Below are 12,139 nucleotides of genomic sequence, written 5' to 3'. Positions count from 1 at the left end.
GTGGACGCCGCGGCCCAAGGAAGATGGAACAGGTTCGGCACAGTGCACTCCTGTGGAAGACAAGGGGCGCACGGTGTCTATCGATGGATGTGCTTGCCCCGCAGACGATTTGGATGAACAGAACCGCCTACAGGATTGGGACCTCGGCATACGCACGGAAACGCGGTGACAACCCGGCCGGGAGATCTGAGCCTGGTCGCGCGCCGAAGCGCACGCATACGCATCGCGGTGAGTATCGCCTGCCTCACAGTCGTGTCCAGGCGTCGACGAACCGAGCGGTCCCCCTCGGCGAAACCCGCGATGCTCTGAGCCGAGTACAGGGACTGGAAAGCGTGGTGGTACTCCACAGCGAGGGCTGCGGACACCACGTTCGCCATCGCCGTCACTGCAGCCTTGAAGGGACTCAACCGACTGGACCACCAAGCAACTGGCAGTCGACAAGCTGCGTCGTACCGTCGGTCCAGAGCGCCTTCCGTCGGGCTGTAGGACGGCTCAGCTCGGGCGGCATCGTCAGCGTAGCGAGGCGACGACAGTACCCGTGAGGCCAGCGTGCGGGCAGACGTGTAGCTGGACGAACACCGGGGCAGCGCGCCAAGCTGTGGTTCGTCGACCGCTGTACCGAATACCCGCTGCTCGACGTCGACCACTCCTCGGCGCAGCCCGCCGAGACGGAAACCTATGTCATGGCCGGTGCTGGCGACTGTGGCACGACTGACGAACATGCCGGCCGAGTCGGGCCACCGGATGTTGACGTGAGAGCAGTCGCAGCAGTCATTTTGCGGAAGTGTGGCACTGTCGCAGTAGTCCCACTTTCGCCGGAGAACAGCAGCAAAAGCGAGCGCGGCTTCGGTCTTTCCTGAACCGGTGTGAGCCCAGCGGACAACCGCGCTGTCGTCGATGCCAGTGCGGCGACGATTCGCGCGCTCCACTAGCCAGTTCACAAGCTCCGGGGCACGAGTCTTTCCGAGGAGAGAAGGCCCTTCGCACTCCATGACCACTCGACCATTGATCACGAGATCGGGCTCATGTAGTCGTCTGGACGTGCTCACTCCGACAGGGTAACCGGAGCGACCAGGTGTTCCGGTAATTGGGAGGAGGGCTGCTCTCTGGCTGCGTGATCTTCCATTGCCGCGTTGACTACGAGCGCTACGATCATGCAGTCCAGCAGTACCGCCAGCAAACCAGCCGAGCAAGGACCCTTCCTACATGACGGATCACTCGATCACCTTCTCATTCGCCGATACGGATGCCTCCGAGGCAGATGCGCTGGCTGGCGATCTGACTGAGAGCCTACGCGAGCAACTCCCTGAAGTCTCGGTGACGCGGACTAGGACCGACAAGCAAAACCAGGACTTTGGGGCAACGGTTGTGGCGATTGTGGGAGCCCCCTTCATGGCAAAGCTGGCTGGCGGTATCGCGAAATGGCTGGCTCGTCGATCAGATGCAAAGCTGCATATGCGAAGGGTCGACATGGACGGCAAGGAAGTTGAAGTCTCTGTCAACGGCCGACTGGGAGCGCGACAGACAGAGAAACTGATCGAAAAGTTCTTCGCCGATTAGGTGTGCATAGATATGACCGGATTTGAGGTTACGCAAGAGCAACGCACACTTGCAATAATATGTGGAGCTAGTCGCTGGCCCAGACTGAATAATTTTGAGTCAAATCAAGGATTTAGCAATACTGCCAACCAATTAAGTGGATATCTGACTAGTGAGAATGGATTACGGATCAGGCCGGAGAATTTACTATGGTTGTTCGACTCACCGGAAGGATCTATAAACCAGCTCGATCAAATCGATGCCTTTTTTGAAGAAAGGTTTCGAATTTTTGAAGCCCCGAGTGGCGCTGCGGTGACAATAGTTCTTATTTACGTTGGACATGGAGCATTCTTCGGACGTGAACGAATGTACTGCCTACTGTTGCGCGATACGCATGAACCGCATCTTGCGGCAACAAGCCTCCGTGTCGCCGACCTTGCAAACGCACTGAGAGCCCGCGCGCCTCAGAGCTCACAGTTCATAGTCCTCGATGCCTGCTTTGCCGGGGTTGCCTTTAAAGACTTTCAAAGCGACATCCAGCAGATCGGCTATCAGAAGATAGAAAATGACCTCCGTGAAGTCGATGCACGCGGTGTCGTCCTACTTTGCTCAGCCAGCGCAAGAAATCCAGCTCAGCTGGACAGATCGGGGCTCGCGACAATGTTCGGACACGCCATGCTCGAAGTCCTTAAGGCAGGGGACGCTGAGCTACACGGTGCCATGAGTTTGGGGCATGTCTACAAGCTTACCCGGCGATACCTAGAAGGGTTCGATAATGCGCCTCTGCCAGAACTTCACGCACCCGATCAACGCTCAGTCGACCTGTGCAATATGCCATTATTCCCAAATCCGGCGCGATCTGGAACTGACACGGCGATCAATCAAGTCGACCAGCAAGCGGCACTAATTACCGATAACCGCGATTATGCTCGCGGAGTTGTTCAAAAGCGCGACGCGTTGCAGGATGAGCTCCGAATTGCGATGTCCACACTGGCCAACACTGCACGATCCATGCATGCAGATATCAGTGAACTCACGAAGAATCTGGTTAGCGCCTACGAACTCCTGCGAAAACAACTAGATTTTGACGGACTTGAGGAAGGAATTGCTAACGACCAAACGATTGACCTACAGGGGCTATCCCTGCAACATCGACGAGCGATGCTTATGTGGACTGCGCAAGACATGCTCCGCACAAGCCTTGGAGATATATCCTCTCACCTATATGCGCTGGTGGCACTCGAATCTGCAACTCCGCAAAGCATAAAAGAATCTTGGAACGTAGTAATAGAGGGTCTCGAAGAACTGCAGAGGCAGAATCCCGATGATCCCTGGCGCCTGAAGAGAAGGCTGGTTTTCATGCAATTGCCAATGGATGAATTTTATAACAGCCGCGAATAACGTCCTTGCTTTGGATGCGCCATCATCAATGGACCGGGAAGGCTTTAGATTTTTAGGTAGCCGGTTCGCGGCGTTCTCAGTACGAGAACTCCAGCCGGCCACCGTGGGCTTCGGCCACTTGAAGGACGAGCTGATCGACCTGCGAACTGTTCGACTCGGGGGTTATCTACGGCCGTAGGCGTGAGGTATAGCCCACCTGTTCCGACCGTACGGAGTGCAGATCTCGCACAGCTTGCCGGGTCACACGTCGGTTACGCACTCTTCAATAGCCTGTGCAGCCTGTGCGCGGAGATGTCGGTGGGTAGCGCGACAATCTACCAATCACCAGCGCGACCGAGGAGTGACATGACCCGGACCGATCGCCCCGGAACCCGCCTGGCAATGGGTTACCAAACCAGGAAAGGGCGCTACGAATGTGGCGTCTGCGGCACGGTCGGCAAGATGAGCAAGGCGCACGTGCCGCCCCAATGCGCGGGCAATGAGGGCGCGGTAACACGCGGGCACTGGATGCGCACGGGCAGCACCGTCACCCTGGCCGCGCCGACGAAGGCGGGATCTGGTTCCTCAGCCAGTGCCGTTCATGCAACTCCGCTGTGGGCCGGGTGTTCGATCCTGCCTACGCTCAACTCGCCGGCGCGCTACGGCCGCTATGGCTCGCGTCGCTGACCCGGCCGTCGTCCGGCCATATGCCGATGCCGTCGGTGGAGTTCAGCCCGGGCGCGGTAGCCCGGTCACTTCTGGCCGGGATGGGCACGACAACAATCATGCTCGCCAGGAATGGCCCGATATGCCACGTCTGCTCGATCCGACCTCAAAGTTGACGCTTCCCGCCAATTGGAAACTGTGTCTTGCCATGACTAAAGGAAAGACAGCGTACATTTCGGGAACCGGCGCGGGTGGCTACATCAGCGGGCCACGATCGACCGACCGCACGCCCGACGGGAACCCCTGTGTGTCGATGACCTGGGCTTCAGTGTTCTTCCCGCCGTTGGCATGGCAGCTGGTCGGACATGGCGAGCAGATGCTTATCGACGAGGGCTGGGTCGACGTCAGCCAGTGGTGCACGATCGCATCCACCGAGACTCGTGATCTGCGGGAGTTCACGACCTCCTTGCCATTGGTCCGGCATCCGCGCCACGAGGTAAATGGAGATCATCATTGGGGCGAGATGCTCCAGCACGACGTCTCCCTGATCGCTGAGTGCTTCGATGTCACCGACAGCCACAGCGACGAAGCCCGCGCGCGACGTCGGCTCATGGCCCGACAGATGATTTCGGCCGAAGAATTCGAAGCCGCCGCAGTCCAGCGAGGGATAACCCTCGAATGACCGAACAGGCTCTGTGGCAGCTACTTCGGATGATCGCGATGTCCTCGGCGACTTGGCGGATGCTGGAAAGCGGCCGGGGATGGACGTCACCTGACTGAAGCTGCTGGAGGAAAATCTGGATCTATACCTAGCTACTCGGCCGCGTCCGGCGCCCCACGATGACACGGAGGCGCGACAAACTCGATCCGATGGCTCCTCATAACGATGCGTGACCCGCAGATCGCCGCCAGCTTGTGGATCTCCTTGTTCGAACCCGTTGAGCAACAACCGATTCGGGAGCGGAACGTGGTCTGGCGCCACTTTCGAGGACTGCCGAATCGCGTCGTCCACACCGAGGAGGACCATCGGCGGCTCGGAGGGGAACTCGCCGCCGACCTTCGGCGTGCCAGCGCCGTGTACCCGGACGACCTCGCCCTCGCGGAGCTGGTCCGGGATCTCCGCGATGGGAGTCCCGAATTCGCCGAGCACTACGACACATTCGCTCTCGCGCCGCGCGGATCGCAGCCCAAGACGATCGAGAGCCCCACGGTCGGCCTCGTCACGCTGGACTGCGATGTGCTCACGACGCTGGATTCGGACCTCCGAGTCATGGTGTACAGCGCTCGCCCGGGAACCGACGCCGCGAGCAAACTCGACCTGCTGCGCGTCGTTGGATCGACACGGTCCGGAACGGTATTGCGCTGGTGGTGAACACGGTGGCAGGGACGGGAGGACGGGGGATGCTGGAGTAAACGGTGTAATTCTGTAATCGGTAGGTGGTGATCGCCGTGGCTGAGGACGCGATCTCGAGCGAGGCGGACGCGTTGGACGCGGATTCCGTTGCGCTGGATGCCTATTCGCGGGTCGTGGTGTCGGTGGCCCGGGCGGTGACGCCGCATGTGGCGAGCGTTCAGGTGCGGCGCGGGGGCGGGTCGGCGGTGGTGTTCACCGATGACGGGTTCCTGTTGACGAACGCGCATGTGGTGGGGGGCGCGAACGCCGGGAGCGTGGTGTTCGCGGATGGGAACGAGGGGCGGTTCGATGTCGTGGGGGTGGACCCGCTGTCGGATCTGGCGGTGGTGCGGGCGCGGGGCGGGGCGCCGGACGCGGTCGTGTTGGGGGACGCGGACGGGCTGGTGGTGGGTCAGTTGGTGGTCGCGGTCGGGAGTCCGCTCGGGCTGGCGGGATCGGTGACCGCGGGGGTCGTGAGCGCGCTGGGCCGGTCGGTGCCGGTGGGGACGCGGCGCACGACGCGGGTGATCGAGGACGTCATCCAGACCGACGCGGCGCTCAACCCGGGGAATTCCGGTGGGGCGCTGGCGGATTCGTCGGGCCGAGTGGTCGGGATCAATACCGCGGTGGCCGGAATCGGGCTGGGACTGGCGATTCCGATCAACGCCACCACCCGGCGCATCATCACGACGCTCCTCAGCGAGGGACGGGTCCGCCGGGGCTATCTCGGCATCGTCGGGGTGCCCGCTCCCCTACCCGACGCCGTCGCCGCACGCACGGGGCAGCGCGCCGCCCTGCGCATCGTGGATGTCGTGCGCGACGGTCCGGCCGACCGGGCCGGACTTCGCCGGGGCGATCTGCTGCTCAGCATCGATCGCGCGGAAATCCGTGACGCGCAGGGCATCCAGCGTCATCTGTTCGCCGATAGCATCGGCCGCGAGCTGCCCGTCACGGTGCTCCGGAACGGGGCGATGGTGGATGTGGTGGCCACGCCCGCCGAACTGACGGGCGAGTGACGACTCAGGCGGATTCGGCCAGCGCGGCGGACTGCCACACCTCGGCCAACTCCTGCAACGGGATGTCCAAGGCGCGGCTCAAGCCGACGACCGTGCCGAAGGCGGGGCTCGGGAGGCGGCCGGTCTCGATCTTGCGAAGCGTCTCCGGGGAGATGCCCGCCGCGCGGGCGATGTCGGCGGGGTCGCGGTCGGCGCGGGCGGCCCGGAGGTAGGTGCCGAGTCGCCGACCGGCCTCGACCTGGGTAGGGGTGAGGGGAAGGCGGACCATGCGGGTCAGCCTACGGGTTGGTATTCAAATACCGCAACCGCTATGGTCGGTATTTAAATACCGAAAACGGAGGTGGTCGTGGTCGAGTTGAAGAGTCGGGCGGAGATCGAGCGCATGCGGGTGACCGGGCGTTTCGTCGCCGATGTCCTGAGCGAGCTGCGTGAGCGCGCCCAGGTCGGGGTGAATCTGCTCGATCTGGAGAAGCATGTGCGCCGCCGCATCCAGGAGCGCGGGGCGACGTCGTGTTACTGGGATTACGCGCCCTCCTTCGGCCGCGGCCCGTTCCGCAATACGATCTGCCTGTCGGTCAATGACGCTGTGCTGCACGGTCTTCCGTTCGACTACACGCTGCGCGACGGGGATGTGCTGAGCATGGATCTGGCGGTCGAGATCGATGGCTGGGTGGCCGATTCCGCCGTGACGGTCATCGTCGGTTCCGCGTCGGAGGAGGATCGCCGCCTGGTGTGCGCCACCGAGGAGGCCCTCGCGGCCGCCATCGCCGTGGCGGTGCCGGGCAATCGGATCGGCGACATCTCCGCGGCCATCGCGGGGGTCGCCCGCTCGTACGGTTATCCGATCAATACCGAGTTCGGCGGCCACGGCCTGGGCCGCACCATGCACGAGGATCCGCACGTCCCCAACAACGGCAAGCCGGGCCGCGGTTTCCGTCTGGTCCCGGGCCTCACCCTCGCCCTCGAACCGTGGTTCGCCGCCACCACCGACCGCATCTTCACCGATCCGGACGGCTGGACGCTTCGCTCCGCCGACGGCTCGCGGACCGCGCATTCGGAACACACCATCGCCGTCACCGAGGACGGGCCGACGGTGCTGACCCTCGCGGCCTGAGCGGATCCCCGTCCGGACTTGGACGGGTTAGGCTGCCCGAGTGGACAATCCCTTCGGTGCGGCCGGTACCGCCAAGTACGTGCTGCTCACGACGTTCCGTAAGAACGGGAATCCGGTCGGGACGCCGCTGTGGGCGGCGCTCGACGACGGCAAGTTGTACGTGTGGACCGCGAGTGACAGCTGGAAGGTGAAGCGGGTGCGGAACAATCCGGCCGTTACCCTGCAGCCGTGTTCGGTGTCGGGGAAGCCGCGAGGCGAGGTGGTGCGCGGGACCGGCCGGGTGCTCGACGAGGCCGGTACCGAGCGGGTACGGGGATTGATCAAACGCAAGTACGGGATCATGGGATGGCTGACGGTGAGCGGCAGCGTGCTGCGCCGCGGCCGGAGCGGGACGATCGGGATCGAGATCGCGCCCGAGTGAACCCGGGCGCGAATTTCTGATCAGGCGCGCAGCGGACCGAAGAAGGCACGCAGATCCGCGGTCAGCAGGGCGGGGACCTCCAACGCCGGGAAGTGCCCGCCCTCGGCGTATTCGCGATAGTGCTCGACGCACTGCCCGGGATCCATGACCTTGCGCAGGACCGGATCGGCGTCGAAGACGGCCCAGCCCTGCGGAACCGCCGACGGAGCGGTCCACGCGAGGCCGGAATGCGCTGCCTCCCACAGGAATCGAGCCGCGGAGGCTCCGGTCCGGGTGAACCAGTACACGCTCACATTCGTGAGGATCCGGTCGCGGCCGATGGCGTTCGCGGTGCCGGTCCAGGTGGTGAACTTCTCCGCGATCCAGGCCAGTTGCAGGACCGGGGAATCGGTGAGGCCGACGGCGAGACCATTGGGCTGGGTCGTTTGCAGGACCAGATATCCCTTGCGTTGCGACCAGTGTTCCCGCGCGGCGGCGATGACCGAGAGTTCGTTCTCGTCGAGGCCCTCGGGAATGGGGAACTGCTCGCCCGCCAAACCGAGTGAGCCGCGGTCACTGGTGACGTGCGTGCCGATCACGCGATCGGGGAACAGGGCGGCGAGCCGCCCGGTCACCCCGGCCCCCACGTCCCCGCCGTGTGCCGCGAACCGCTCGTATCCCAGGCGACGCATGAGTTCCGCGAAGGCGTCGGTGGTGCGCGCCAGCTCCCATCCGGGGGCCGACAGCGGCGTTGAGAAGCCGAAGCCCGGTAGGGACGGGATCACGAGATGGAAAGCGTCCGAAGGGTTTCCGCCATGGGCGCGCGGATCGCTCAGCGGGCCGATCAGGTCCACGAATTCGACGAACGAACTCGGGTAGCCGTGTGTGATCAGCAAGGGCAGCGCGTCGGGTTCGGGTGAGCGGACGTGCAGGAAGTGGATGGTCTGGCCGTCGATATCGGTCGTGAACTGCGGGAAGACGTTCAGTTCGGCCTCCCTCGCGCGCCAGTCGAAACCGCTCGCCCAGTACTCGGCCAGCTCGCGGACCGCGTGCACGGGAATGCCTCGCGCCCAATCGGATTCGGTGCCGGGTACCGGGTCCGGCCAGCGGGTGCGTGCGAGTCGCTCGCGCAGATCGTCGATCTCGGACGTCGGGATCTCGATGCGGAAGGGTCGGATGTCGGAGGAGTTCGTCATGATTCCCACGCTAGGAAGGATCGCGGAAGACTTTCTTCCGCGATTCGTGCCAATCTCGGGGGATGTTGGAAACCTCCGCGCGGCTGCTCCGGCTGCTGTCGCTGTTGCAGGCCCGCCCCGACTGGCCTGGGCCCGAGCTGGCTCGGCGACTGGGCGTGTCGACCCGCACTGTCCGCACCGATGTGGAACGGCTACGCGCCCTGGGTTATCCGGTGACGGCTACGCCCGGTGTGGCGGGCGGGTATCGACTGGGTGCGGGTTCGGCACTGCCGCCGCTCCTGCTCGATGACGAGGAGGCGATAGCGGTCGCGGTGGCGTTGCGGACGGCCGCAGGCGGGGCGGTCACCGGCGTCGAGGAGACCTCGCTGCGGGCCTTGACGAAATTGCTGCACCTCATGCCGCCGCGGCTGCGTCATCGGATGGACACGGTGCTGGCGGCGATCGTGCACATCCCCCGCGTCGGGCCGACGGTGGACGCCGGGGTGCTCACGGAGGTCGCCGCCGCGATCCGCGCGCGGGAGCGGTTGCGTTTCGACTATCGGGATCATTCCGGGCACGCGTCGGCGCGGGTCGTCGAACCAGACCGGCTCGTCCATCGTTCCGGCCGTTGGTATCTGGTGGCCTGGGATGTCGAACGCGACGATTGGCGGACGTTCCGGGCGGATCGGCTCACCCCGCGCACGCCGACCGGACCGCGGTTCACCCCGCGGCCCTCCCCCGAGGGTGATGTCGCCCGGTATCTGGAACGCGGCATCGACACCGCGACATGGCGTTTCCGAGCCCGGGTGCGAGTGCACGCCTCCGCCACGGCGATTCGCGACAGACTCCCCGCCGCCATCGCAGTCCAAGCCGACGGACCGGACCGGTGTATCGCCGAGGTGGGCTCGGACTCCGCGGCCGCGCTGACGCATTATCTCGGCCTGCTCGACACCGATTTCGAGGTGCTCGACTCGCCGGAGCTGGCCGAGCACCTGCGCCGCGTCGCCGAAAGGTTCCGGCGCGCAGCCGAATTCGCGTCCGGAGCGGGTTAGGGCTGGTTCGCGGCCACGACGCCGCCGATGATACCGCCGATCACACAGCCGGGAATGATGCCGACGATCGCGAAGACCAATCCGATCAGGGCGCCGATCGCGCAGCCGAGCAGGACACCGCCGACGATGGTCTGGGTGTCCGCGATGAACTGCGGCGCGGCGACTTCCGGCACGGCCGCGCCGACCGGGCGCAGCGTCAGGGTCGTCGCGGCGGCGTCGACCTCCGGGGTCACCAGGACGTCCTGACCGGTGACCGTGTGCACGGCGGTCGGCACCGTGGCGATGATCGAGCCGTCGGGCGCCCGCACCGACAGCCCGGCCGCGGTCGCGACGAAGCTGCCGGAGTCGAGAGTCACCGTGGCGCTCGACCGATCCCGCGCCATGGCGGCGGTGTAGCCGACGCCGTGATCGGCGCCGCTGAGCACGGGGACCGCCGATACTCCCGCTTCGCCGTGTGCCGTGGCGGCCGCGACGGCCAGTGCGGCTGTCGATAACGCCGCCGCGGCGGCGTATTTCACCATTGTCATGTCATTCACCTGCCGTGGAGAGAGAGGATGCGCCTGATGCCGGGTGGGCCGATCGGCCTGTGCCCGAGCGACTTCCGTCTTCATCCTCCTCCGGCTTGCGAGACCGTCGCAGCCCGCGCTTCGGGGGGCAGCGGAGTCAGGGGCGACGTTCGTGCCTCGGCGAATCAGGGCGTGTCGTCTTACCGAGAGCTCCGCCGCCACGTTCGGGCGGGATACGGTAGGACCGGTTCCCGACCGGTCCGGACGATCGCCCGGATACCCTGCGGGAGTGGGGAACTCGCGCGGTCGGTCACCGCAGGAGTTGTCGTACCCGCGCCGCCTCGCGGGTTAGGTGGACTCGTTCCGGCGCGTTGGTCGCCGCCTCGGCGGCCTGGACGTACAAGTCGGCGGCGCGGGGGAGGTCGCCCGCGCGTTCGAGGAGGTAGGCGTGGACGGCGGTGTAGCGCGGGATGTCGGGGGCGACCTTGCTCAATTCGGCCAGGCCCGCTTGCGCCCCGTCGGCCTCCCCTACCGCGACCGCGCGATTGAGGCGGACCACCGGGCTGTCGGTGAGGCGCAGGAGTTCGTCGTACCATTCGACGATCTGCACCCAGTCCGTCTCGGCGGCGCTCGGGGCGTCGGCGTGGAGGGCGGCGATGGTGGCCTGGGCCTGGTATTCGCCGAGGCGGTCGCGGGCCAGGGCGGCTTGCAGGATCGTCACGCCTTCCGCGATTAGCGCTGTGTCCCAACGGGTTCGGTCCTGTTCGGCCAGCGGGATCAGGCGGCCGCTGGGGGCGAGCCGGGAGGTGCGGCGGGCGTGGTGGAGCAGCATGAGGGCGAGCAGGCCCGCGACCTCGGGATCGTCGGTGGCCGCGGCCAGTTGGCGGGTGAGGCGGATCGCCTCGGCGGCCAGGTCGACGTCGCCGCTGTAACCCTCGTTGAAGACGAGGTAGAGCACGCGCAGCACCGTCGGCAGGTCGCCGGGGCGGTCGAGCGGCAGGCCCGCGAGGCGGCGTTTGGCTCGGCTGATGCGTTGGGCCATGGTCGCTTCGGGCACGAGGTAGGCGGCCGCGATCTGGCGGGTGGTCAGACCGCCGACCGCGCGTAGCGTCAGCGCGACCGCCGAACTCGGTGACAGCGAGGGGTGCGCGCAGAGGAAGTAGAGCCACAGCGAGTCGTCGCCGCCGGGCACCGGTCCGGGCGGCGGCTCCGCCTCGGTCGCGAGTTCCCTTCCGCGCCGGGCGTTCTCGGATCGGGTGGCGTCGACGAACTTGTGCCACGCGGCCGCGACGAGCCAGCCCTTGGGATCGCGCGGCGGATCGTCGGGCCAGGTGGCCAGGGCGCGGATCAGCGCTTCCTGGACGGCGTCCTCGGCCGAGGCGAAGTCCGCTCCGCGCCGGACGAGGACGCCGATCACCGCGGGCACGAGCTCCCGCAGCAGCGCCTCGTTCACTCCGTCACCGTGGGCATCGCCTCGAAGAACGGCCGCAGTTCGAGCCACTCCCCGATCGGTTTCCCGCCCGCCCCGGGGGCCGCGGACAGTTCGGCGGCCAATTCGAGAGCACGCTCGTAGCTGTCGACGTCGATGACCATCCAGCCCGCGATCAGATCCTTCGTCTCGGCGAACGGCCCGTCGGTGACCGGCGGTCGGCCCTCGCCGTCCGAGCGGACGAAGGTGCCCTCCTGGGAGAGCGCCTGACTTTCGACGAATTCGCCGGTCGCCTCGAGGCGGGTGGCGAAATCCGCCATGTACTGCATGTGCGCCGCCACCTCCTCGGGGGTCCACTGGTCCATCGGCACGTCGTGGACCGGGGCCGGGGCGCCTCGATAGTGCTTGAGCAGCAAGTACTTCGCCATCGTTCTTCTCCTCGTCGGTCTGTGGGTCGTGCTGTCCGTGC

14 protein-coding genes are annotated in these 12,139 nt (G+C 65.6%); 9 read left to right on the top strand and 5 right to left on the bottom strand.

Annotation, left to right across the window (positions count from 1 at the left end; translation table 11 throughout):
* The first annotated feature begins 1,206 nt into the window (after positions 1-1,206).
* From ACFYTQ_RS04935 to ACFYTQ_RS04910, 6 genes are all read left to right on the top strand, one after another.
* Positions 1,207-1,560 carry a hypothetical protein gene (locus tag ACFYTQ_RS04935; RefSeq protein WP_387357324.1) on the top strand — a complete coding sequence of 118 codons (354 nt, stop codon included), beginning with the start codon at positions 1,207-1,209 and terminating at the stop codon, positions 1,558-1,560.
* 12 nt (positions 1,561-1,572) lie between these two features.
* Positions 1,573-2,940: a hypothetical protein gene (locus ACFYTQ_RS04930; RefSeq protein WP_387357323.1), complete on the top strand. Its 1,368-nt coding sequence runs from the start codon at positions 1,573-1,575 to the stop codon at positions 2,938-2,940.
* 345 nt (positions 2,941-3,285) lie between these two features.
* A complete protein-coding gene (locus ACFYTQ_RS04925; protein ID WP_387357322.1) occupies positions 3,286-3,606 on the top strand; it encodes a hypothetical protein in 321 nt (106 codons plus the stop codon).
* Positions 3,607-3,727: 121 nt separating this feature from the next.
* Entirely contained in the window at positions 3,728-4,267 is a 540-nt protein-coding gene (locus ACFYTQ_RS04920; protein ID WP_387357321.1) for a hypothetical protein, read from the top strand.
* Between the two features lie 204 nt (positions 4,268-4,471).
* Positions 4,472-4,957: a hypothetical protein gene (locus tag ACFYTQ_RS04915; protein WP_387357320.1), complete on the top strand. Its 486-nt coding sequence runs from the start codon at positions 4,472-4,474 to the stop codon at positions 4,955-4,957.
* A gap of 77 nt (positions 4,958-5,034) precedes the next feature.
* The gene (locus tag ACFYTQ_RS04910; RefSeq protein ID WP_387357319.1) at positions 5,035-5,994 is read left to right on the top strand and encodes a S1C family serine protease; all 960 of its coding nucleotides are present in this window, start codon (positions 5,035-5,037) and stop codon (positions 5,992-5,994) included.
* A 4-nt stretch (positions 5,995-5,998) separates the two neighbouring features.
* Here the strand turns inward: ACFYTQ_RS04910 and ACFYTQ_RS04905 are convergent, their stop codons facing one another.
* Complete coding sequence (locus ACFYTQ_RS04905; protein WP_387357318.1) at positions 5,999-6,262, bottom strand: helix-turn-helix transcriptional regulator; 264 nt, start codon at positions 6,260-6,262, stop codon at positions 5,999-6,001.
* 78 nt (positions 6,263-6,340) lie between these two features.
* Here ACFYTQ_RS04905 and map point away from each other — a divergent pair, with 78 nt between their 5' ends.
* Together map and ACFYTQ_RS04895 are read left to right on the top strand one after the other, a co-directional pair.
* Positions 6,341-7,108: a type I methionyl aminopeptidase gene (gene map, locus ACFYTQ_RS04900; RefSeq protein WP_387357317.1), complete on the top strand. Its 768-nt coding sequence runs from the start codon at positions 6,341-6,343 to the stop codon at positions 7,106-7,108.
* Between the two features lie 40 nt (positions 7,109-7,148).
* Positions 7,149-7,529: a PPOX class F420-dependent oxidoreductase gene (locus tag ACFYTQ_RS04895; protein WP_387357316.1), complete on the top strand. Its 381-nt coding sequence runs from the start codon at positions 7,149-7,151 to the stop codon at positions 7,527-7,529.
* A 20-nt stretch (positions 7,530-7,549) separates the two neighbouring features.
* Here the strand turns inward: ACFYTQ_RS04895 and ACFYTQ_RS04890 are convergent, their stop codons facing one another.
* Positions 7,550-8,704, bottom strand: coding sequence for an epoxide hydrolase family protein (locus tag ACFYTQ_RS04890; protein ID WP_387357315.1), 1,155 nt, complete (start codon positions 8,702-8,704; stop codon positions 7,550-7,552).
* A gap of 62 nt (positions 8,705-8,766) precedes the next feature.
* Between ACFYTQ_RS04890 and ACFYTQ_RS04885 the strand changes: the two genes are divergently transcribed.
* The gene (locus tag ACFYTQ_RS04885) at positions 8,767-9,735 is read left to right on the top strand and encodes a helix-turn-helix transcriptional regulator (RefSeq protein WP_387357314.1); all 969 of its coding nucleotides are present in this window, start codon (positions 8,767-8,769) and stop codon (positions 9,733-9,735) included.
* On the opposite strand, the gene ACFYTQ_RS04880 is transcribed toward ACFYTQ_RS04885, so the two are convergent.
* From ACFYTQ_RS04880 to ACFYTQ_RS04870, 3 genes are all read right to left on the bottom strand, one after another.
* Positions 9,732-10,262 (bottom strand): hypothetical protein, encoded by a 531-nt coding sequence (locus ACFYTQ_RS04880; RefSeq protein WP_387357313.1) that lies wholly within the window; start codon positions 10,260-10,262, stop codon positions 9,732-9,734. The genes ACFYTQ_RS04885 and ACFYTQ_RS04880 overlap by 4 nt on opposite strands.
* 289 nt (positions 10,263-10,551) lie before the next feature.
* Positions 10,552-11,694, bottom strand: coding sequence for an RNA polymerase sigma factor (locus ACFYTQ_RS04875; RefSeq protein ID WP_387357312.1), 1,143 nt, complete (start codon positions 11,692-11,694; stop codon positions 10,552-10,554).
* On the bottom strand, positions 11,691-12,098 hold the full coding sequence (locus ACFYTQ_RS04870) for a YciI family protein (protein WP_387357311.1): 408 nt from the start codon (positions 12,096-12,098) through the stop codon (positions 11,691-11,693). The genes ACFYTQ_RS04875 and ACFYTQ_RS04870 overlap by 4 nt, the downstream gene beginning before the upstream one ends.
* Positions 12,099-12,139: the final 41 nt, after the last annotated feature.

It is taken from the genome of Nocardia sp. NPDC004068 (assembly GCF_042874315.1).
Taxonomy (GTDB): Bacteria; Actinomycetota; Actinomycetes; order Mycobacteriales; family Mycobacteriaceae; genus Nocardia.
Note: the sequence above shows the minus strand (reverse complement) of the source record. Positions and strands in the feature narration are given on the sequence as shown.